Below are 20,746 nucleotides of genomic sequence, written 5' to 3'. Positions count from 1 at the left end.
GTGTGTTCTCCCAACGGGTCTCGGCCCACCGATGGTCGGTGGGGCGGGGTCAGGCGATGGCGAGCGGCCGGTCGGCCAGGTACGCGGAGAACGGGCCGGTCATCCGGGAGCGCGACGGCGGGTGCAAGGAGAGGCCGTTGGCGCAGGCGGCCAGGTGGCCCACCTCGTCGGACGTCATGAAGTTGAGCCCGCCGAGCAGTTCGACCGCGCGCGGGACGATCCGGACGATGGCGTCCTGGACGCCGTAGCGCACGTACAACGCCTGTGCGAGCGCCGACTCGTCGAGGTCACCGGCGTCGATGCGCCGGGCGACGCCCTCGGCGGTGGCCATGGCGGCCTCGGTCTCGACGAACAGGCGTACCCGCTCCTGCTCGGGAATGCGGTCGTTCAGCAGCACCCGTTCCACCAGCGCGCTCGCGACACCGAGGTAGCTGCCCGTCATCAGCGTCTGGAACCAGATCAGTCCGGTCGTCTGGAGTTCGTCGAGCTGTTCACCGGAGGTCGTCGAGGTGCGCAGCAGGAGTTCCGGCGGTACGAGGACGTCGGTGAGCGTGACCTGTTCGCTCTCGGCCCCGGCGAGGAAGGCGCTGGACCAGAAGCCGCTGACGCTCAGCCCCTCGCTCTCCGCGGGCACGATGGCCACGGCGAGTTCGTCGCCCTGCCCGTCCTCGCGCGGGATCATGACGCTGGCGGTGAGCAGGTCCATCGAGTGGGCCAGGCTGCACGGCCGTTTGACGCCGTTGATCCGGACGCCGTCCGCGGTCACCGTGGCGGTCATCGACGGGTCGAGAACGCCCGCGCCGCTGCGACCCTCGGCGAAGCCGGAGGCGATCACGCGGTTGGACGAGGCCACGCCCTCGATCAGCATCCACTCCAGACCGTCGCCGAGGTCGCCGAGCCCGACCAGGGTGGCCATGGAGAAGTGGTGCATGGTGGTGGCCACGGCCAGGGACGGCGAGCGGCTGCCGATGGCCCGCTGCACGCGCAGGGCGTCGAGCGCGGTGGCGCCCCGGCCCTGGTGGGACTCGGGGACGAGCAGTCCTGGACCGCCGCTGTCCCGGAAGTGCCGGATGCCCGGGCTGCCCGGCCGCTCCAGTTCCATCAGCGGGGCCTCGCGCAGGGCGGGGTCCAGTTCGGGCAGCAGCTTTGCAAGGGTGGCGCGTTCACGCTCGAGGAATCTCATGGGCGTGCGGTCCTCCAGAAGGGGATGCATACGGAATCGGCGCGGCACTCGCGCGGCCGTGGACGCGGTGACTCAGAGGGCGTTGGTGGCCCGCAGCAACTGCCAGACCGCGCCGGGGCGGGGCTTGCCGCGGAAGGCGATGTACTCCGGCAGGACCACGTGCGGGGCCCACTTCTGCTTGTACTCGAGCTGGGAGGCCGCCGGGTAGATCACGTCGCCGTGCTCCGCCAGGAAACGGGCGAGCCGGGTGAACGAACGGCTGGCACCGGGCAGTTCGTGCTCCGGGTCGAGCCCGGTGAACGGGGTGAAGCCGAAGTGCAGCCAGCCCGCTCCGTCGGCGGTGAGCCGTTCCATGACGGTGGCGTTGAGCGCCTCCATCACGCCGGGTGGAGCGTCGGGGCGGCGCCGGCTGAGGTCGTGCAGCCAGCCGGAGCGACTGCCGTAGACCGGCGAGTAGTTGATGTAGCCGACCGTCTCGCCGTCGATCCGGCCGACGAACAGGCGGCGGTGCCTCTGCAGGCTCCCGTTGCGCTGGCCGACGAGGAAGCGCAGCTCCTTGGCGTGCCGGCCCTTCTCCCGCAGCCAGCACTGGTCGATCCGGTCCAGTTCGGCGCAGTCCTCGCCGGCCGTGACCTCGGCGACCTCCAGGCCCGCCCGCCGGGCGCGCGAGATCTTGTTCCGCAGCCGGACGAACCGTGAGCCGCGCAGCGTGAAACGGCTCAGGTCGACCGCGTACGACGCCCCGAGCTGGTTGACCGTGAAGCCGTTCGCCGCGTACAGCTCGGCGTCCGCCCGCTGCAGTTGCACGGCGACCAGCCGGCGGCCGGCGTGGGCGGCGAAGGCGTCCAGCAGGCGTGCCCGGTGTTCCGGCGCGGTGAACGGGCCGCCGAATTGCAGCACGTAGCGGCCCGAGGTGCGATAGGCGCAGGCGCCGTCGAACCCGCCGTCCTGGAAGTACGCGTTCCCGCTGTTGAGGGCGAGAAAGGAACTGGGGTTGTCGCTGTGTGCGGCGAGTGTGTCAAGCACGGACGGCATCGGCGTCCTCCACGGAAGTCCGCGCGGCACCGTTTCCGCCGAGAACCGCTGTCGAGTGGTACCGCTGCTCGAACCTGCGGAACTCCGGCATGGTTTTCGGCTCGAAGGCGACCCCGAAGGGTTTGAGGGAGTTCCCGAAGAGGGCCCGGTCGCCCATGAGGTGGATCGGAAGGGCCAGCAGCGCCCATTCCGGCCGGACGAACAGCGCCCACGCCCCGGCCAGGACACCCGCCGTGACCAGGCTGTGCATCGTGTTGTAGGCCACGTAGCAGCCGCGCGGAACGTGTCCGTCCGGGCTGCGTCGGAAAGCGATCGCGCCGGGCAGGTATCCGACGACGTCGATCACCGCGAACAGCAGCACGAAGACGGCCCAGCGGATTTCCGTGAGGTGCTGGAACGCGAGCACGAGCGATACGGTGAGAAAGCCCAGCCATTCGAGTCGGGAGAGGGCGAAGGTGGTCTTCGTCTCGAAACGGTTCTTGGCGTCCACGGGCGCTCCTGGATTGCGCGTACGATTCCGGGGCGCGGCCTCGGCCTGCCCCCTCGCTGTGGTCTGTCACTCCGGTTTACGCACCAGCGGGTCCAACCCCTCGTAAAGTGGGGGCGATTGATAAGACGTGGTGCGGACGTGATGTTCGGGGGGACTTCTTCCATGACGCCGTCGACCGGCCCGGGCGGCCCTGCTGGCGGCCCTCCGGGCTCCGCCGCCGGCAGTGCGGCCTGGGAGTTGCTGCTGCCCGCCGCCTCGGCTCCGGCACGCGCGCGTGGCCGCGCCTTGCAGGAGGCCCTGCGTGACGCGGTCCGCTCGGGCCGGCTCGCGCCGGGCACCCGCCTCCCGTCCAGCCGGGACCTGGCGGCCGACCTCAAGGTGTCGCGGGGGCTGGTGACGGAGGCATACGAGCAGCTGACGGCCGAGGGCTATCTGCGCAGCGGGCGGGGCGCGGGCACGTGGGTGGGGGACGCCGTACGGGCCGCCCGTCCGCGCCCGCGTGATCTCGCCCCGCGCTCCCCCGCCGATCGCGTCGACTTCGTGCCGGGGACACCTGATCTGTCGCTCTTCCCGCGGTCGGCGTGGGCCGCCGCGCAGCGGGGGGTGCTGGCGGACCTGCCGCACGAGAGCCTCGGCTATCCCGACCCGCGCGGGCTGCCCGGGCTGCGGGCCGCCCTGGCCGAGCTGCTCGGGCGGCGCCGGGGTGTGGTGGCGGACCCGGAACGGATCATGGTGGTCTCCGGTGTGGCACAGGCCACCTCGCTGCTGGCGGGTGTGCTCCACGCGCGCGGGACGCGCACCGCCGGTGTCGAGGACCCCGGCAGCCCTCAGCACCACGCCCTGTACGCCGCGGCGGGCCTCGACACCGTGCCCCTCCCCCTGGACGACGAGGGCCTCGCCACGGGCCCGCTGTACGCGTCGGGCGTCCGGTTCGTGGTGACGACACCGGCTCACCAGTTCCCCACCGGGATCGCGTACTCGGCGCACCGGCGCGCCGAACTGCTGGACTGGGCACGAGCCGTGGACGGTCTCGTCCTGGAGGACGACTACGACGGCGACTTCCGCTACGACCGTGCGCCGGTGGGCGCCCTCCAGGGACTCGATCCGGAACGCGTCGCCTATACGGGCTCGGTCAGCAAGTCCCTCGCCCCGGGGCTGCGGCTGGGCTGGCTGCTGGTGCCCGACTGGCTGGCGGACGCCGTGGTCGAGCGCAAGCGCACCACCGACCTCGGCCACCCGACGCTCGACCAGGCGGTCTTCGCGCGCTTCGTCGAGCGTGGCGACTACGACCGCCGGCTCCGTGTCTGCCAGCGCGCCTACCGGGAGCGCCGCGACGCCCTGGTGGCCGCGCTGGCCGAGTACTTCCCCGGCTCACGGGTCACCGGCGTCGCCGCCGGCCTGCACGCCATCGCCACGCTTCCGGAGCGTTTCGGGCCCGAGGAGGGGTTCCTCGCGCGCGTGGCGGAGACGGGCGTCGCGGTGCGCCCGCTGACGGCGTACGCGTGCGGCGGTGCGGCCGGTGGACCGGTGGGCGTGGGTCCGGTGACGGGGAAGGAGGTGCGGCTGGTGCTGGGGTACGCGCATCTGACGCCCGGACGGATCCGGGAGGGGGTGGCGAGGATGGCGCGGGCCGAGTGACCCGGCACCCGCCGCGGGCGCGCGACGGATTGCTCGGGGCCCCGGGGCCTTGGACCCCTGGGCCCCCGGGGGCGCCTGGACTCCCGGAGGCGTCCGGGGTGTCCGGGTTGTTCACCCGCAATTTCCGTGGGCGCCGCGCGGTGCCAGTAGGTCTGGCTCCGCACACTGGCTCGAACCCGGGCCCGTACACCGGCCGGATCCCGTCCCTGGAGGCGCATCCATGTCACCACGTCCGTTGCCCGCCCGTCGCAGCGTGCTGCGCGCGTCGCTCGCCACGTCGGCGGCCCTGACCCTGCCCACCACCCTCGGGACGGCTCCGGCGTTCGCCCGTTCCGGCCGGCCGGGGGCGGGCTGGGGTGTGCAGACGGGAGACGTGACCTCCCACTCCGGCCTGGTGTGGGTGCGGTCCGACCGGCCGGCCCGGATGATCGTCGAGACCTCGGCCACCGAGTCGTTCCGCCACCCGCACCGGTGGCACGGTCCGCTGCTCGGGCGCGACACCGACTTCACCGGCACCACCCGGCTGCGCGGCCTGCCGCCGGGCGAGCAGATCCACTACCGCGTGCTGCTCGCCGACCCGGACGATCCGCGCCGCACAGGCGAACCGGTCACCGGCACCTTCCGCACCGTGCCGGTCCGGCGCCGCGAGGACGTGCGTTTCGTGTGGTCCGGCGACCAAGCGGGGCAGGGCTGGGGCATCAACCCGGACCTCGGCGGCTACCGCATCTACGAGGCCATGGGTGCCCTGGACCCGGACTTCTTCCTGTGCAGCGGTGACAACATCTATGCCGACGGCCCCATCGCCGAGACCGCCGCGCTGCCGGACGGCGGCACCTGGCGGAACATCACGACCGAGGAGAAGTCCAAGGTCGCCGAGACCCTCGCCGAGTTCCGCGGCAACTTCCGCTACAACCTCCTCGACGAGAACCTGCGGCGCTTCAACGCGCGGGTTCCGTCGATCGTTCAGTGGGACGACCACGAGGTCCGCAACAACTGGTACCCGGGCCAGGTGATCGCGGACACGGACGACCGGTACACGGAGAAGAGCGTCGACGTCCTGGCCGCCCGCGCCCGGCGCGCGTTCAGCGAGTACTTCCCGGTCTCCACCCTGGACCCCGGCGCGCGCGAGGGGCGAGTGCACCGGGTGCTGCGCCAGGGTCCGCTGCTCGACGTGTTCGTACTGGACATGCGGACCTACCGCAACGCCAACTCCCCCGGCGGACAGACCGTGGACCCGCAGGGCATCCTGGGGCGGGAGCAGTTGGAGTGGCTGAAGCGGGAGCTGGCCCGGTCGCGCGCCGTGTGGAAGGTGATCGCGGCGGACATGCCGATCGGACTCGTCGTGCCGGACGCCACCGAGGGCGCGCCCAACATCGAGGCGATCGCGCAGGGCGATCCCGGCGCACCTCTGGGCCGCGAGCTGCAGATCGCGGAGCTGCTGCGTTTCGTCAAGCACCGGCGGATCACCGGCACGGTGTGGCTGACGGCCGACGTGCACCACACCTCGGCCCAGCACTACCAGCCGTCGCGGGCCGCGTTCGACGACTTCGAGCCGTTCTGGGAGTTCGTGTCGGGGCCGCTCAACGCGGGCGCGTTCCCCGCGAGCGAGCTGGACGGCACCTTCGGTCCCGAACGGGTCTTCGTGAAGGCGCCGACCGCCTCGAACGTCTCTCCCGCGGGCGGTTACCAGTTCTTCGGCGAGGTCCACATCGACGGCGACAGCGCCGACATGACGGTGCGCCTGCGCGAGCAGGACGGCACGGTGCTGTTCACGAAGGTGCTGCGACCGGGCCGCGTCGGCCAGTAGTCCCGTAGCCTGTCGGGTGTGCCGCGCATCGGCGTCATCCCCCGGTGCGCGGCCGGAACGGGAGCCCGGCCGGGGTGCCGAACCCCTCTTTACCCGTCGGTCACAGAGCGTTCGCGACCACGCAACACCCCTCCGTCACAGTGGGTGCATGAGTCGAGACATGTCCGATGTGACGGACGCCGTGGCCCACCTCTTCGAGCAGGGCACCGCGGTGCCCGCCATGCTGCTGGCCTCGGTGGCCGCCCTGATCGCCACGGCGGGTCTCCGCACCCGCTGGTCACGACGCCACGGGCAGGCGCCACCGGCGGACGATACCGGCGCCCGGCCACCGGGTGCGGAGCGGGCGGCCGGGCCCGCTCCGACCGGGCACGAGGGCGCCGGCAGCGCACTGTGGCGGATGCGGACGACGGTGCGGGACGCGCCGGGATCACTCGCCGTGCTGTGCGCCGCCCTGGCCGGCCGGCGGATCGACATCCTGAGCCTGCAGACGCACCCGCTGGCCGAGGGCACCGTGGACGAGTTCCTGCTCCGTGCCCCGGGCGAGCTGAGCGGGACGGAGCTGGCCGAGGTGGTGACGGCGGCGGGCGGCGCCCGGACCTGGACCGAGCGGGCCGATGCCCACGACCTGGTGGACGCGCCGACCCGGGTCCTGGGCCTGGCCGCCCGCACGGCCCTGGACACGGCGGAACTCCCCCTGGCGCTGCGCCAGTTGCTGGGCCGGTGCACGATCCGGTCGCTCCCCCCTACGGCGGGCGCCGGTGCGGGTGCCGCCGACACCGTTCCGCCGGAGGGCACGTTGGAGGACACCGTGCTGCGGCTGCGGGCCCCGGAGGGCGGGGTGATCAGCGTGGAGCGCCCCCATCTGCCGTTCACCCCGGCCGAGTTCGCGCGCGCCCGGGCCCTGGTCGAGCTGGACGTCCGGCTCGGTCCGCGCATCCCGCGCGCCCGGGACGTGCTGACGCTTCCCGAGGGGAGCGACATCACGGTGCGCCGCGCCGACACGCGGGACGTTCCGGCCGCCAGGGCGATGCACGAGCGGTGCTCGGCGCGGACCCTCGGGCTGCGCTACCACGGCCCGGTGCGGGACGCCGACCGCTACCTCAATCACCTGCTCAGCCCCCGCTTCGGCCGTACCCTCGCCGTGCAGACCGCGTCGGGTCGGATCGTCGGGCTCGGCCACCTGCTGTGGGACGGGGACGAGACGGAGGTCGCCCTGCTCGTCGAGGACGCGTGGCAGCGCCGCGGCATCGGCGGCGAACTCCTCGGCCGGCTCGTGGCGATGGCGGCGGAGGCGGGCTGCGAGAGCGTCTACGCGGTCACGCAGGCGTCCAACACCGGCATGGTCGCGGCGATGCGCGGCCTGGGCCTCCCCCTCGACTACCAGATCGAGGAGGGGACCCTGGTCGTCACGGCCCGCCTGGCCCCCTCCGCCCGCCCCGGAGCGGGCGTGCCCCACGAGGAGCGGATCGGCCGGGACTGACCGGCGCGGCGGACGCGGTCACTCGACCGGTGCGGCGGACGCGGTCACTCGGTCCGCGCCAGCGCATCCCGCAGCGGTATCGCCCCGGCGGCACGCTCCCCCAGCGCCCGGTCCAGGTCGGCCCACAGGTCGTCGACGTCCTCCAGGCCGACCGACAGCCGCAGCAGCCGGTCGGACACTCCGGCGCTCCGCCGGTCGTCCGCGTCGACGATGCGGTGGCTGATGGACGCCGGGTGCTGGATGAGCGTGTCGACGCTGCCGAGGCTCACCGCCGGGGTGATCAGCCGGACGCCGCCGACGACCTCGTGGGGGTCGCCGTACACCTCGAAGGAGACCATCGCGCCGCCGATGCGCGGATAGTGGACGCGGGACACCCGCGGGTCGGCGGCGAGCCGCCCGGCCAGGTCGGCGGCGTTGGCGGAGGCGGCCCTGACCCGTACGGGCAGGGTGGACAGTCCCCGCAGCAGCAGGTAGCCGGCCAGGGGGTGGAGCACTCCGCCGGTGGCGAAGCGCACCTGCCGCAGCCGCCCCGCGAACTCCTCGTCGCAGGCGACCACCCCGGCGAGCACGTCCCCGTGTCCGCCCAGGTACTTGGTGGCACTGTGCAGCACCAGACGGGCGCCGTGTTCGGCGGGGCGCTGGAGGACGGGCGTGGCGAAGGTGTTGTCCACCAGCAGCGGCACCGAGCCGCAGGCGTGGGCGACGGCCCGCAGGTCGACCTCGGCCAGCGTCGGGTTGGCCGGCGACTCCACGAGCACCAGGCCGGTGTCGGGGCGCAGCGCGTCCGCGACGCCCGCCGGATCGGTCCAGGTGACCTCGGACCCGAGCAGCCCGGCGGTCAGCAGGTGGTCGCTGCACCCGTACAGGGGCCGGACGGCGACGACGTGCCGCAGTCCCATCGAGCCGCGGACCAGCAGGACCGCGGTCAGTGCCGCCATGCCGCTGGCGAAGGCGACGGCGGCCTCGGTCCCCTCCAGCCGGGCCAGCGCCGCCTCGAAGCGGGCGACGGTCGGGTTGCCCAGGCGGCCGTAGACCGGCGGTCCGTCCGGTTCGGCGCCGGTGGCGGCGAACGCGTCGATGCGGGCGGCCTCGCCGCGGCTGTCGTACGACGGGTAGGTCGTGGACAGGTCGATGGGCGGGGCGTGCAGTCCCCGGCCGGCGAGGTCGTCGCGGCCGGCGTGCACGGCTTCGGTGGCCAGTGCCCTGCCCGCGGGGGCGGTGGTGCGTACGTCGTCGGGTGCTGACGTGTGCCTGCGCGCTGAGTCCATGACGGAAGAGTGAACAGTGACCGGGCCGGCGGGCGCGTGGTCCGTGCTACGTTCGGGCCATGGCCGATTCCGTCGTACTGGATCCGGTGGATCTTCATCTGCTGCGGTTGCTGCAGAACGACGCCCGGACCACCTACCGCGACCTCGCCGCCCAGGTCGGTGTGGCCCCGTCGACCTGCCTGGACCGGGTGGCGCGGCTGCGGCGGGCCGGGGTGATCCTCGGCCACCGGCTCGAACTGGATCCGGCGAAGCTGGGGCGCGGTCTCCAGGCGCTGCTGCTCGTGCAGGTGCGCCCGCACCGGCGGGAGCTGGTCGGACCCTTCGTGGAGCGGATCAGGGCGCTGCCCGAGTCCCGCACCGTCTTCCACCTCACCGGCCCGGACGACTACCTGGTGCATGTCGCGGTCGCGGACATGACGGACCTGCAGCGGCTGGTCCTGGACGAGTTCACGTCCCGGCGGGAGGTGGCCCGGGTCGAGACCCGGCTGATCTTCCAGCAGTGGGAGTGCGGCCCCCTGCTGCCGCCCCCAGGCCCCGCGGCGCCCTCGGCGGCCACGTCCGCGGCCACGCCCTGAGCGAAATCCGGCCGTCCTCTCGACCGGGCCCGGCCCACCGGGCTGACGCGGCACCGGTATCCGTATGAGGATGTCCGCATGTCAGAGACGAACAGCCCGCTGCCCCGCGAGGTCGCCGACGCGTACGTCGACGAGCTCATCGCCCTCGACCCGGTCACCGGTACATATCTCGGTGTCGCGGAGAGTTCCAGCCGTCTCCCCGACTTCTCGCCCGCCGGGCAGGAGGCCCTCGCCGAGCTGGCCCGCACCACCCTCGCCCGGCTGGACGAGGCCGAGCGCCGGCCCGGCGGGGACAGCGACGTGGAGCGGCGCTGCGCGCGGCTGCTGCGCGAGCGCCTCACGGCCGAACTCGCGGTGCACGAGGCCGACGAGGGCCTGCGCTCGGTCGGCAACATGGGCACCGCCGCCCATTCGGTGCGCGAGGTCTTCACCCTCACCCCGACCCGGACCGAGGAGGACTGGGCCCGGGTCGCCGAGCGGCTGCGCGCGGTGCCGGCGGCGTTCGCGGGCTACCGGGAGTCCCTGTCGCTGGGCCTGGAGCGCGAGCTGTACGCGGCGCCGCGGCCGACCGCCACCTTCGTCGAGCAGCTCGGCGAGTGGGCGGACACGGGCGAAGGGCGCGGCTGGTTCGAGGACTTCGCCGCCGACGGTCCCGAGGCGCTGCGCACGGAGCTGGACGAGGCCGCCCGGGGCGCGACCGCCGCCGTGGTGGAGCTGCGGGACTGGATGCGCGACGTGTACGCCCCGGCGATCGAGGGCGCCCCGGACACGGTGGGCCGCGAGCGCTACGCCCGCTGGTCGCGCTACTACAACGGCACGGATCTGGACCTGGACGAGGCGTACGCGTACGGCTGGGCCGAGTACCACCGTCTGCTGGCCGAGATGAAGGCCGAGGCGGAGAAGATCATGCCGGGCGCCGAGACGCCGTGGGTGGCGCTGGCGCACCTGGACGAGCACGGCAAGCACATCGAGGGCGTGGACGAGGTCCGCGACTGGCTGCAGGGCCTGATGGACCAGGCGATCGAGCAGCTGGACGGCACGCACTTCGAACTCGCCGAGCGGGTGCGGCGGGTGGAGTCGCGCATCGCCCCGCCCGGCAGTGCGGCGGCGCCGTACTACACCTCGCCTTCGGAGGACTTCTCGCGACCCGGCCGCACCTGGCTGCCGACGATGGGCCAGACCCGGTTCCCGGTGTACGACCTGGTGTCGACCTGGTACCACGAGGGTGTCCCGGGCCACCACCTCCAGCTCGCCCAGTGGACGCACGTGGCGGAGAACCTCTCGCGCTACCAGGCGTCCGTGGGCATGGTCAGCGCCAACGCCGAGGGCTGGGCGCTGTACGCGGAGCGGCTGATGGACGAGCTGGGCTACCTCACCGACGCGGAGCAGCGCCTGGGCTACCTGGACGCGCAGATGATGCGGGCCGCCCGGGTCATCGTGGACATTGGCATGCACCTGGAGCTGGAGATCCCGGCGGACTCGCCGTTCCACCCGGGGGAGCGCTGGACGCCGAAGCTGGCGCAGGAGTTCTTCGGCGCGCACAGCAGCCGCCCGGCGGACTTCGTGGAGAGCGAGCTGACCCGGTACCTGACGATCCCGGGTCAGGCGATCGGCTACAAGCTCGGTGAGCGGGCCTGGCTGCTGGGCCGGGAGAAGGCCCGCGAGCGGCACGGTGACGCGTTCGACCCGAAGGCGTGGCACATGGCGGCCCTTTCCCAGGGTTCGCTGGGCCTGGATGACCTGGTCGACGAACTGTCGCGCCTGTAGGGCCCGTTCGGCAGGGCGCTCGGCGCCGCAAGCGGCCGGAAGCCGCCGGGGGCGCCGGGGGCGTCGGGGGCGTGGGGCGGTCCCGCCGCCCGGCGGGACGGGACACGACGACGGCCTCGTCGTCGTGTCCCGTCGGGCACCGGCGCCCTCGGGGCCCGCTACCGGTCGGCGAGCCGCCGCAGTTGTACGAGGCTCAGCCAGGTCTCGGGCCCGGGGCGCACCTCCGCCGCGCGTACCGCGTACCGGCCGGGAGCGAGGGCGACCCGCGCCCGGCCGGCACGGTCGGAGGCGGTGCCGGGCCAGGCGGCGTCGAACAGGAGCACGGGACCGGGCACGCGCCAGGCCACCTCGGGCTCCCACTCGGCCGCGTCGAGGGCGGCGGGGACACCGGCCAGCACCTCGTCCTCGGAGTCCGCCGCACACCAGCGGACGAAGGCGCCGTGGTCGGGGAGGTAGGCGGTGGCGGCGGGTTCGTCGCCGAGCACCAGGGCGGTGCAGTCGCCGACCGGGAGGAGCCCGACGAAGCCGTCGACCTCGCAGGCCCGGTCGTAGTCGGAGTCCGTCTCCTCGCCGTCGGCGCCGGTCCAGAACGGCAGGACGGTCTCCGGGACCGCGATCAGCGGTCCTCCGCCCGACTCGACCCACTCCACCGCGCCCGGCTCCGCGTATCGCACCATGCGGCAGAACCTACACGCAGCTCAGCAGCCGCAGTCGGCCGCGTCCACCGGGACGGTCAGCGGGTCGGCGGCGCGGCGCTCGGTGCTTTGCCACGTCCCGAACTCGAAGCCCTCACGCACCCAGTACTCGAAGCCGCCCAGCATCTCCTTGACCGGGTAGCCGAGTTCGGCGAGGGCGAGGGCGGCGCGCGTCGCGCCGTTGCAGGCCGGACCCCAGCAGTACTCACCACCGGTACGGCGGGGTCGAGGAGTTCCCCGGCCCGATCGGCGACGAGCGCGGTGGGCAGGTGGACGGCGCCCGGGACGTGTCCCTGGTCCCAGGACTCGGTCGACCGGCAGTCCACGAGCACGAACCCCGGATCGCCGTCGGCCGCGAGTGCGGCGGCGACGTCGGAGACGTCGGTGTGGAAGGCGAGACTGGCCCGGAAGTAGGCGGCGCTCTCGGCGGGCGGTGCGGGCACCACGCGCAGGACGGGGTTGACGTGTCCGGTGGCGGGGGTGGTGACGCTCATGGTGGTCCGGCCTCTCCTCGAAGGATCTTCCGGTCGTGAATCTACGGTTCACGCGACGGCGACTGAAGACGAGTTCCCCGGCCTGAACCTTGTTCCGCCGCGGATTCCCTGCTATCCATCCCTGATGACCGAGTATTCCCCGGACGCCACCGACTGGCTTCTCCTCGACGCCCTCCAGCGGGACGGGCGGGCCAGCTTCGCCGAACTGGCCCGTGCGGTCTCGATGTCGGCGAGCGCGGTGACCGAACGGGTGCGACGACTGGAGGAGGCCGGGATCGTGCAGGGGTACACGGCGGTCGTCGACCCCGAGCGGCTCGGGCTGCCGATCCTGGCGTTCGTGCGGCTGCGCTACCCGGTCGCCAACTACAAGCCGTTCCACGACCTGGTCGCCGTCACGCCGGAGATCCTGGAGGCGCACCACGTCACGGGCGACGACTGCTTCGTCATCAAGGTCGCGGCACGTTCGATGCGGCACCTGGAGGAGGTGTCCGGCCGGATCAGCGCCCTGGGCTCGGTCACCACGAGCGTCGTCTACTCCTCACCGCTCCCCCGCCGCCCCCTGGGCCGCTGAGAACCGGCGCGGGAGCCGCCGGGACGCTCAGCCGGCGCCCCGCTGCCGCAGGACCGATCCCGACCGCCCCTTCACGACCTCCAGTTGGGCGTGGACGCGGCGCCGCAGGTCGGCGACGTGGCTGACGATGCCGACGCTGCGGTCCCGCTCGCGCAGCGCGTCGAGGACGTCCAGGACCTCGTCGAGGGTCTGGTCGTCGAGGCTGCCGAAACCCTCGTCGATGAAGAGGGTGTCCAGGCGGACCCCGCCCGCCTCGTCGGTGACCACGTCGGCGAGGCCGAGCGCGAGGGCGAGGGACGCGAAGAAGGTCTCGCCGCCCGACAGGGTGGCCGTGTCGCGCTCGCGGCCGGTCCAGGCGTCGACGACGTGCAGGCCGAGACCGCTGCGGCCGCGTCCGGTGCGGTCGTCGGAGTGCACGAGGGTGTAGCGGCCCGAGGACATGCGCAGCAGCCGGGCGGTGGCCGCGGCGGCGACCTGTTCGAGGCGGGCCGCGAGCACGTAGGACTCCAGGCGCATCCGGCGCTCGTTGTCCGCCGAGGTGCCCGCGGCGAGGGAGGCGAGGCGGGCGACCCGGGTGTGCTCCTCGCGCAGCGGGGCCAGTCCGCGCACGGAGGCGGTGGCGTGGGCGGACAGCCGGTCGAGAGCGGCGCAGCACCGGGCGGCCGCGTCGCGCGCCGAGGCCGCCTCGCGCAGGCGCCGGCCCGCGTCGGCGGCCGCCCGCTGCGCCGCGTCGGGGTCGGCGGGCGCCCGCCGGGCCGCGTCGGCGGTGTCGGCCTCGGCCAGGACCGCGCGCACGGCACCTTCCTCGGCCTGCCAGGCGTCGAGCCGTCGTTGCAGCTCGCGGTGGGCCGTGTCGTCGAGCAGCGCGTCGGCCGCCTGCGCCGGGGTGTCGAAGCCGGCCCGGAAGGCGGCGTCGGCGAGCCGGGCGTCGGCGTCCTTGAGCCGCTGCGCGGTGTCGGCGGCGGCACGGGCGGTGTCGGCGGCCCGGGTCAGCAGCGCGGCCTGCCGCTCCACCTGCGCGGCACGCGCCGCGACACTCTCGGCGTCGCCCCGGGCCCGCGTCAACTCCTCTTCCAAAGTGGCCTGTTCGCCCTCCAGTCGCTCCCGGGCCGCGATCCGGGAGGCGGACCGCACGGCGGCCTGCTGCTGGGCGGCGGCGCGCTGCTCGCGCTCGCGCTCGGCCCTCCGCAGCTCCTCCTGCGCCGCGTGCAGCCCGGAGGCGGTCGCCCGGGCCCGGGTGTACTCCCGCTCCAGGTCCTCGGCCTCTTCGGCCAGCCGGGCGGTGGGTGCGTCGCCGGCTTCCGCCGTGGCGGCGGCGAGTGCCTCGCGTACGGCGCCCAGGCGCCGCTCGGTGTCCGCGCGACGCTCGTCGGCGGCCTGGTAGGAGGCGTGGGCGCGCTCCTCCGCCTCGCGGTCGACGTGGCCCGCGGCCCTGCGGGCGGGCGCGGGGTGTTCCGTGGCGCCGCACACCGTGCACGGGACGCCGTCGGTGAGGTTCGCGGCGAGTTCGGCGGCGATGCCGTGCAGCCGCTGTTCCTTGAGGTCGAGCCAGTGGGCGCGGGCTGCGACGGCGTCCTCGGCCGCGGCGAGCGCCCGCCGCCGCGCCTCTTCGGTGTCGTCGGCGAGCCGGTCCCGTCGCCGTGCGGCGTCGAGTCGCCGCCGGACCGGCTCCCGTTGCAGGGCGAGCTGGTCGGCACGGGCCGCGGCCTGCTGAGCGGCGTCGACGCGGCCCTGGATCGTGCCGCGGATGGTGTCCCAGTCGGCGAGCCAGGCCTGTGCTTCCTGGCGGACCTCGTCGTCGGCGCGTTCCTGGCGGTCGAGGCCGGCTCGCTCCTCGATCAGTGCGGTGAGGCGCTGTTCGGCGCGTCGGGCGGCTTCGAGGCCGCCCAGCTCCTCGGCGGCCCGGCGTGCGGCGGCGGCGAGTCCCGCGGCGCCCGCGTCGGCGAGGGCCGGCGGCAGCGGGAGGCGCGCCTCCTCTTCCGCTGCCGCCGCCGCCCGGTGTTCGGTGTCCGCGGTCTCCCGCAGCTCCAGCGCGGGCGCCACCGCCTCGGCCTTGCGGCCCCGCTCCATGCGCCGCTGCGCGTCGCGGTGGTCGTCGGCGCGCTCCGCCAGCCGTGCGGCCCGCTCCCGCGCCTCGGCGAACCGGCGTTGCAGCCGGTCGAGTTCACGGGCGTCGGCCAGGTCGCGCTCGGCGGCAGCCTGGGCGGACTCGGCGGCCGTGAGCCCGCAGTCGGCGACCGCCAGCAGCTCCCGCGCGGTGCAACGGGCGACGGCGGCGGCTTCGAGGGCGGCTTCCGCCAGCCCCGCGTCGCCCGGCGCCAGCTCCGGCAGCTCCATGGCGCTGCCCGCGGCCTGCTGCATCCGGTGCGCGTCGGCCAGCAGCGCGGCGTCTCCCTCGCGGACCCGGGCCTCGGTCGTACGGCGTCGTTCGGCGAGGTGCTTCTCGACCTCGGCGAACCGCCGGGTGTCGAACAGCCGGCCGAGCAGCTTGCCGCGCGCCTCCGCGTCGGCGCGCAGGAAGCGCGCGAAGTCGCCCTGGGGCAACAGCACGACCTGGCAGAACTGCTCGCGGCTCATCCCGAGCAGCTGGGTGATCTCCTCGCCGATCTCCTGGTGGGAGCGGCTGAGGTCCTTCCAGGCGCGGCTCGTCGCGTCGTACTCGCGCAGCCAGGTCTGGGCCTTGTCGACGGTCGTGCCCTTGCCGCGGAGCTTCGGCCGCTCCCAGGGCGGCTGCCGGGTGACCTCCAGCCGGCGCTCCGCGACGGTCAGCTCGAGGCGCACCTCGGTGCGGATGCCGACGGCCGCGTGGTCGCTGCGCAGCGTCATGCCCTGGCCGCCGCCCTGCCGGGCGCCCGGCACCGAGCCGTACAGCGCGTAGCAGACGGCGTCGAGCACGGAGGTCTTGCCGGCGCCGGTGGGGCCGTGCAGCAGGAACAGTCCTGCGGCCGAGAGGTCGTCGAAGTCGACGCTCTGCGAGGCGCCGAAGGGTCCGAAGGCGGTGATGTCCAGCCGGTGCAGCCTCACCGGGCCACCTCCCGCACGGTGTCGTCCGTGCGCACCGCGTCGAAGGCGTCCCGCAGCACGCCCTGTTCGCGGCCGTCGGGCCCGGCGCCGCGCACGTGGGCCACGAAGTCCTCGGCGATCTGCTGGTCGGTGCGGTCGGCGAGGCGCCGGGCGTAGGACACGCCGGGCTCGTCGGGGGCGCGCTCGGGATCGAAGAGGAGGCTGAGCGTGTGCGGGAACCGCTCGGTGAGCCGGACCATGGGCTCGTCCGGGCGGACCGGGTCGGTGAGGGTCGCCTCGATCCACGCGTCCTCGTGCGCGGTCAGCTCCGGGTCGGCGAGCAGGTCCGCCAGCGTGCCGCGCAGCCGGGCCAGCGCCCGCGGGACCGGACAGTCGACGCGCTCGGCGGTGACCGACCCGTCGGCGTCCAGGTCGACGAGCCACATGCTCTTGCGGTGCCGGTGCTCCGAGAAGGAGTAGGGCAGCGGGGAGCCGGAGTAGCGGACGCGGTCGGTGAGGGTCTGGCAGCCGTGCAGGTGCCCGAGCGCGACGTAGTCGACGCCGTCGAAGACGCCACGGGGCACGGCGGCGACGCCGCCGACGGTGATGTCCCGCTCGCTGTCGCTCTGCTCGCCGCCGGTGACGAAGGCGTGCGCGAGGACGACGGAACGGGTGCCCGGCGCACGCGTGGCGAGGTCGGCGCGCACCCGGTCCATGGCGGCGGCGAGCACCGGCTCGTGCCCCGCCTTCTCGACGCCGAACTCGTTCTTCACCAGCGCGGGTTCGAGGTACGGCAGCCCGTAGAAGGCCACGTCCCCGTGGGCGTCGGCCAGCAGCACGGGGGTGCCGCAGCCCGCCGGGTCGGTGCGCAGGTGGATGCCGGCCCGGTCGATGAGCCCGGCGCCGACGCCGAGGCGGCGGGCCGAGTCGTGGTTGCCGGAGATCATCACCGTCGGTACGCCGAGGTCGGCGAGGCGGTGCAGGGCGTCGTCGAACAGCTCGACGGCGGCGAGCGGCGGCACCGCCCGGTCGTACACGTCCCCCGACACGACCACGGCGTCGACGGCGTGCTCGCGCACGGTCTCGACGAGGTGGCCGATGAACCCGGCCTGGGCACCGAGCATGTTCACCCGGTGGAACGCCCGGCCGAGGTGCCAGTCGGAGGTGTGCAGGAGTCGCATGATCCCCGAGACTAACGGGAGGGTCCGACAGCCCGGGCGGTAACTCCCGTTTCGCCCCTCGCACCGACGGCACCGCGTCCCGTTACGACCCGGTTGTCCGGCTTGTCACGCGTCCCCGTAGGCCTCTCCGCCCAGCTCGAACCCGGCGGATCCGGCGGTGGCGTCCGCGAGCCAGGAGCGGAAGGCGTCCACGTCGGCCTCCGGCAGGCCGACCTCGATGGTGACGGCCTCGGCGTAGCGCACGTCGCGCACCGCGCGGCCCGCGGTGCGCAGGTCGTTCTGGAGCTTGCCGGCCCGCTGGTGGTCGACGGTCACCGTGGCGAGGCGGAACCGGCGCCGGGTGAGCGTGCCGAGGTCGTCCAGGGCCTCGCCGACCGCGCCGCCGTAGGCGCGGATCAGCCCGCCCGCGCCGAGCTTGACGCCGCCGTAGTAGCGGGTGACGACGGCGACGACGTACCGCATCTCGCGGCGCAGCAGCATCTGGAGCATCGGGACGCCCGCGGTGCCGCCCGGTTCGCCGTCGTCGCTCGCCTTCTGGACGGCGGCGTCGGCTCCCACGACGTACGCCCAGCAGTTGTGCGAGGCGTCCCCGTGCTCCTTGCGGACGCCCGCGATGAACGCCTGGGCGTCCTGCTCGGTGGCGGCCGGGGCGAGGGAGCACAGGAAGCGCGAGCGGTTGACCTCGGTCTCGTGCACGCCCGCGCGGGCGACGGTGCGGTACTCGTCCTGCATCCGGCCAGCCTATGCGCTCGTCGCGGCGCACCCTCCGGGGGCACCGCCGCGGCCCGCGGTGACGTCCGGCGTCACGGGGCGGCCCCGACGTCCCGGGTGAGGTGGAGACCGAGGAAGCGGTCGGCGTACGCGAAGATCTCGAACCGGGCTCCGTCGGGCAGGTCCGGGTCGGTCTCCACCCGGTGCAGGACGCTCAGCACCGCGGGCGCGTCCAGGTCGTCCTCCCAGGCGGCCCGCAGCCGGTCGCGCACCTCGGCCGGTACCGGTCGCGAGGGGTGCCGGGCCCAGTCGGCGACCGCGCGGCGCAGGCGGGCGAGGGTGGCCCGGGAGGCGTCCAGCGCGGTCGGGTCCAGCTCCACGCGCGCGTGGTGGTGCCGTTCCAGCAGGGCGAGGCGCACGGCGTCGGGATCGGCGAGGTCGGGGGCGGCGGGGTGCACGGGGCCGACGGCGACCGTGGCCGCGTCCGGGGTGCCCCCGCCGTCACCCAGCACGCGGACGCCCTGCCCGGCGCCGGGACCGTGTCCCGCCGCGGCGTCCTCGAAGGGCCGGACGCCGAGGGCCGCGGCGCCCTCGCGCAGCCGGTCCCCGTCGGCGGTGCCGGTCAGCACCGCCCACACGGGCGTGCCGTCGAGTTCCAGGGCGCGCACCAGGAGGTCCGCGACCAGCAGGACGCGCAGGGCGGTGGCGTCACGCCCCGGCACGTGCGCCTCGACACGGGTCGGCGCGCGCCGGGCGGGCGCGGCGGGGACGGGCTCTCCGGTACGGGCGTCGATGATGCGCAGCACGAGGCGAGCGTAGGCGGGGCGGGGCGGCGGCGCACCGGGGCGCGCTCGCCGGCCGCACTTCCGGAGTGCGGGAATCCCGGCTCGTCGCCGTCCGTTGTCCCGACCGGACGGCCCGACCCGCGGGCCGCCCGGAGTGCGAGGAGGCCACCGGTGTACGGCGACGAGACAGACGTCCGCAAGATCCTCACCGAGCTGGGCGACACCTGGGCCGTGGTGGGCCTGTCGAACAACCGGCAGCGCGCGGCGTACGGCGTCGCCGAGGTGCTGCAGCGCTTCGGCAAGCGCGTCGTGCCCGTGCATCCCAAGGCGGAGACGGTGCACGGCGAGCAGGGGTACGCCTCGCTCGCGGACGTCCCGTTCGACGTGGACGTCGTCGACGTCTTCGTCAACAGCGAGCTGGCCGGAGCGGTCGCCGACGAGGCGGTCGCCAAGGGCGCGAGGGCCGTCTGGTTCCAGCTCGGCGTGGTCGACGAGGCGGCGTACGACCGGACCCGGGCCGCCGGTCTCGACATGGTGATGGACCGCTGCCCGGCCATCGAGATCCCGCGGCTGGGCTGATCAGCCGGGCGGCTTCCCGGTCCGCGTACCGCGCCCGCCGGTGAGTGCGGCCGGGACACCTCGGGTGGACCGGCTGCTCTCCGGCCTCTCCGCCCCGCTCGCCGCGGAGCACCGGGGCCGCGCCGGGGCCCGCGGGGCCGGGACCGCCCTGTCCTCTCCCCGCACGAGACCCGTCCCCCGCCGTTCCCGTGGAGTCGCCCCGCCGTCATAATGTCCGCGTGCCCACACCCTCCCCCCATGCCGGCTCCGCTGCGCCCCGGCGCTTTCCCGTCGTCGTGGTGGGTGCAGGTCCCGCCGGACTGACCGTCGGCAACATCCTGCGCGCCGCGGGCGTCGACTGTCTGGTGCTGGAGACGGAGACCCGCGAGTTCGTCGAGCGGCGGCCGCGGGCCGGGGTCATCGAGGAGTGGGCCGTACGCGGTCTGGAGCGGCGCGGGCTGGCGGGGACCCTGCTGCGGCGGGCGCAGACGCAGACCGAGTGCGAGTTCCGCTTCGCCGGTGAGCGCTACCGCTTCGCGTATACGGAGCTGACGGGACGTCACCACTTCTTCTACCCGCAGCAGTTCCTGGTGACGGACCTGGTCAGGGAGTACGCGGACGTACGGGGCGGGGAGATCCGGTTCGGTGTGCGGGAGGTGCGCCTGCACGGGACCGGGTCCGGGCGGCCGTCGGTGTCGTACGTATGCCCCGACTCCGGTGAACGCCACGTCGTGGAGGCTGACTTCGTCGCGGGCTGCGACGGCGCGCGCGGTGTGACGCGGGCGTCGCTGCCTGCCGGGCGGGCCCGCATCGCCCGGCACGACTACGGCGTCGGCTGGCTGGCGCTGCTGGCCGAGGCGCCGCCGTCCTCGGACTGCGTGGTGTTCGGCATGCATCCGCGGGGTTTCGCCGGGCACATGGCGCGCGGCCCCGAGGTGACCCGCTACTACCTCCAGTGTCCGCCGGGCGACGACCCGGAGAACTGGCCGCACGAACGGGTCTGGGCCGAGCTGCGGGCACGGCTCGACGCGAAGGACGCCCCGCCGCTCCGCGAGGGGCGGCTGATCGAGAAGCGCGTGCTGGACATGCACGGCTATGTGGTCGAGCCGATGGCGTTCGGGCGGCTCTTCCTCGCCGGGGACGCGGCCCACCTGACCGCGCCCATCGCGGCCAAGGGCCTGAACCTCGCCCTGCACGACGCCTTCCTGCTCGGCGACGGGCTGGTCGCGGCCCTGACGAAGGGCGACGACTCGGCGCTGTCCGGCTACTCGGCCGCGTGCCTGGCCCGGGTGTGGGACTACCAGGAGTTCTCCCAGTGGCTCGCGGAGATGTACCACGGCACGGCGTCGGGGGACGCCTTCCGCGCGGGTGCCGCCCTGGCCCGGCTGCACCGCCTGTTCTCCTCGCCGGCCGCGGCGGCGGAGTTCGCCGAGCGGTACCTCGGCGTGCGGACGACCGGCTGATCGCCGGGCCGGGCGCGCTCAGCAGTACGACAGGCCGGGCCG

At 74.4% G+C, this 20,746-nt stretch carries 17 protein-coding genes and 1 pseudogene; 8 read left to right on the top strand and 10 right to left on the bottom strand.

From position 1 onward, the window contains the following. Positions 1–49 precede the first annotated feature (49 nt). The 3 genes from ACIBCJ_RS34490 to ACIBCJ_RS34480 all read right to left on the bottom strand — a co-directional run bounded on the left by ACIBCJ_RS34490 (position 50) and on the right by ACIBCJ_RS34480 (position 2,708). Entirely contained in the window at positions 50–1,183 is a 1,134-nt protein-coding gene (locus ACIBCJ_RS34490; protein ID WP_365979685.1) for an acyl-CoA dehydrogenase family protein, read from the bottom strand. Between the two features lie 72 nt (positions 1,184–1,255). Next, complete coding sequence (locus tag ACIBCJ_RS34485) at positions 1,256–2,218, bottom strand: DUF2156 domain-containing protein (protein ID WP_362096702.1); 963 nt, start codon at positions 2,216–2,218, stop codon at positions 1,256–1,258. Next, entirely contained in the window at positions 2,202–2,708 is a 507-nt protein-coding gene (locus ACIBCJ_RS34480; protein ID WP_365979684.1) for a hypothetical protein, read from the bottom strand. The genes ACIBCJ_RS34485 and ACIBCJ_RS34480 overlap by 17 nt, the downstream gene beginning before the upstream one ends. Positions 2,709–2,870: 162 nt before the next feature. Between ACIBCJ_RS34480 and ACIBCJ_RS34475 the strand changes: the two genes are divergently transcribed. From ACIBCJ_RS34475 to ACIBCJ_RS34465, 3 genes are all read left to right on the top strand, one after another. Then, positions 2,871–4,346, top strand: coding sequence for a PLP-dependent aminotransferase family protein (locus ACIBCJ_RS34475; protein WP_365979683.1), 1,476 nt, complete (start codon positions 2,871–2,873; stop codon positions 4,344–4,346). Positions 4,347–4,566: 220 nt separating this feature from the next. Continuing rightward, on the top strand, positions 4,567–6,153 hold the full coding sequence (locus ACIBCJ_RS34470) for an alkaline phosphatase D family protein (protein WP_362096710.1): 1,587 nt from the start codon (positions 4,567–4,569) through the stop codon (positions 6,151–6,153). A gap of 160 nt (positions 6,154–6,313) precedes the next feature. Continuing rightward, the gene (locus ACIBCJ_RS34465; RefSeq protein ID WP_365979682.1) at positions 6,314–7,633 is read left to right on the top strand and encodes a GNAT family N-acetyltransferase; all 1,320 of its coding nucleotides are present in this window, start codon (positions 6,314–6,316) and stop codon (positions 7,631–7,633) included. Positions 7,634–7,677: 44 nt separating this feature from the next. On the opposite strand, the gene ACIBCJ_RS34460 is transcribed toward ACIBCJ_RS34465, so the two are convergent. After that, a complete protein-coding gene (locus ACIBCJ_RS34460) occupies positions 7,678–8,901 on the bottom strand; it encodes a PLP-dependent transferase (RefSeq protein WP_365979681.1) in 1,224 nt (407 codons plus the stop codon). A 59-nt stretch (positions 8,902–8,960) separates the two neighbouring features. On the opposite strand from ACIBCJ_RS34460, the gene ACIBCJ_RS34455 reads away from it, so the two are divergent. Both ACIBCJ_RS34455 and ACIBCJ_RS34450 read left to right on the top strand, forming a co-directional pair. Then, the gene (locus ACIBCJ_RS34455) at positions 8,961–9,476 is read left to right on the top strand and encodes an Lrp/AsnC family transcriptional regulator (RefSeq protein ID WP_365979680.1); all 516 of its coding nucleotides are present in this window, start codon (positions 8,961–8,963) and stop codon (positions 9,474–9,476) included. A 78-nt stretch (positions 9,477–9,554) separates the two neighbouring features. Next, positions 9,555–11,243 carry a DUF885 domain-containing protein gene (locus ACIBCJ_RS34450; RefSeq protein WP_365979679.1) on the top strand — a complete coding sequence of 563 codons (1,689 nt, stop codon included), beginning with the start codon at positions 9,555–9,557 and terminating at the stop codon, positions 11,241–11,243. 158 nt (positions 11,244–11,401) lie between these two features. Here ACIBCJ_RS34450 and ACIBCJ_RS34445 read toward each other — a convergent pair whose 3' ends face one another. Next, entirely contained in the window at positions 11,402–11,920 is a 519-nt protein-coding gene (locus ACIBCJ_RS34445) for an immunity 21 family protein (RefSeq protein ID WP_362096717.1), read from the bottom strand. A gap of 21 nt (positions 11,921–11,941) precedes the next feature. Beyond that, a pseudogene (locus tag ACIBCJ_RS34440) lies at positions 11,942–12,432 on the bottom strand (rhodanese-like domain-containing protein). Positions 12,433–12,556: 124 nt separating this feature from the next. Between ACIBCJ_RS34440 and ACIBCJ_RS34435 the strand changes: the two are divergent. After that, positions 12,557–13,003, top strand: a complete 447-nt coding sequence (locus ACIBCJ_RS34435; RefSeq protein ID WP_362509699.1) for an Lrp/AsnC family transcriptional regulator — start codon at positions 12,557–12,559, stop codon at positions 13,001–13,003. Between the two features lie 27 nt (positions 13,004–13,030). On the opposite strand, the gene ACIBCJ_RS34430 is transcribed toward ACIBCJ_RS34435, so the two are convergent. The 4 genes from ACIBCJ_RS34430 to ACIBCJ_RS34415 form a co-directional block, all read right to left on the bottom strand. Continuing rightward, positions 13,031–16,027, bottom strand: a complete 2,997-nt coding sequence (locus ACIBCJ_RS34430; RefSeq protein ID WP_365979678.1) for an SMC family ATPase — start codon at positions 16,025–16,027, stop codon at positions 13,031–13,033. Then, on the bottom strand, positions 16,024–17,187 hold the full coding sequence (locus ACIBCJ_RS34425) for an exonuclease SbcCD subunit D (RefSeq protein ID WP_365979677.1): 1,164 nt from the start codon (positions 17,185–17,187) through the stop codon (positions 16,024–16,026). Before ACIBCJ_RS34425 ends, ACIBCJ_RS34430 begins: the two co-directional genes overlap by 4 nt. Positions 17,188–17,292: 105 nt before the next feature. Beyond that, entirely contained in the window at positions 17,293–17,919 is a 627-nt protein-coding gene (locus tag ACIBCJ_RS34420; protein ID WP_362105974.1) for a YigZ family protein, read from the bottom strand. Positions 17,920–17,990: 71 nt separating this feature from the next. Next, the gene (locus ACIBCJ_RS34415; RefSeq protein WP_362105977.1) at positions 17,991–18,704 is read right to left on the bottom strand and encodes a hypothetical protein; all 714 of its coding nucleotides are present in this window, start codon (positions 18,702–18,704) and stop codon (positions 17,991–17,993) included. A 150-nt stretch (positions 18,705–18,854) separates the two neighbouring features. On the opposite strand from ACIBCJ_RS34415, the gene ACIBCJ_RS34410 reads away from it, so the two are divergent. Both ACIBCJ_RS34410 and ACIBCJ_RS34405 read left to right on the top strand, forming a co-directional pair. Beyond that, positions 18,855–19,262 carry a CoA-binding protein gene (locus tag ACIBCJ_RS34410; RefSeq protein WP_365979676.1) on the top strand — a complete coding sequence of 136 codons (408 nt, stop codon included), beginning with the start codon at positions 18,855–18,857 and terminating at the stop codon, positions 19,260–19,262. A gap of 218 nt (positions 19,263–19,480) precedes the next feature. Further along, entirely contained in the window at positions 19,481–20,704 is a 1,224-nt protein-coding gene (locus tag ACIBCJ_RS34405) for a 4-hydroxybenzoate 3-monooxygenase (protein ID WP_362105983.1), read from the top strand. The last annotated feature ends 42 nt before the right edge of the window (positions 20,705–20,746 follow it).

Source organism: Streptomyces sp. NPDC051136, from assembly GCF_044455745.1.
Lineage (GTDB): Bacteria > Actinomycetota > Actinomycetes > Streptomycetales > Streptomycetaceae > Streptomyces.
This window is presented reverse-complemented; position numbering and strand designations above follow the sequence as displayed.

Coding starts and splice junctions, on each gene's coding strand:
- ACIBCJ_RS34490 (WP_365979685.1), bottom strand. CDS start 1,183: ATGAGATTCCTCGAGCGTGAACGCGCCACCCTTGCAAAGCTGCTGCCC.
- ACIBCJ_RS34485 (WP_362096702.1), bottom strand. CDS start 2,218: ATGCCGTCCGTGCTTGACACACTCGCCGCACACAGCGACAACCCCAGT.
- ACIBCJ_RS34475 (WP_365979683.1), top strand. CDS start 2,871: ATGACGCCGTCGACCGGCCCGGGCGGCCCTGCTGGCGGCCCTCCGGGC.
- ACIBCJ_RS34470 (WP_362096710.1), top strand. CDS start 4,567: ATGTCACCACGTCCGTTGCCCGCCCGTCGCAGCGTGCTGCGCGCGTCG.
- ACIBCJ_RS34465 (WP_365979682.1), top strand. CDS start 6,314: ATGTCCGATGTGACGGACGCCGTGGCCCACCTCTTCGAGCAGGGCACC.
- ACIBCJ_RS34460 (WP_365979681.1), bottom strand. CDS start 8,901: ATGGACTCAGCGCGCAGGCACACGTCAGCACCCGACGACGTACGCACC.
- ACIBCJ_RS34455 (WP_365979680.1), top strand. CDS start 8,961: ATGGCCGATTCCGTCGTACTGGATCCGGTGGATCTTCATCTGCTGCGG.
- ACIBCJ_RS34450 (WP_365979679.1), top strand. CDS start 9,555: ATGTCAGAGACGAACAGCCCGCTGCCCCGCGAGGTCGCCGACGCGTAC.
- ACIBCJ_RS34445 (WP_362096717.1), bottom strand. CDS start 11,920: ATGGTGCGATACGCGGAGCCGGGCGCGGTGGAGTGGGTCGAGTCGGGC.
- ACIBCJ_RS34435 (WP_362509699.1), top strand. CDS start 12,557: ATGACCGAGTATTCCCCGGACGCCACCGACTGGCTTCTCCTCGACGCC.
- ACIBCJ_RS34425 (WP_365979677.1), bottom strand. CDS start 17,187: ATGCGACTCCTGCACACCTCCGACTGGCACCTCGGCCGGGCGTTCCAC.
- ACIBCJ_RS34420 (WP_362105974.1), bottom strand. CDS start 17,919: ATGCAGGACGAGTACCGCACCGTCGCCCGCGCGGGCGTGCACGAGACC.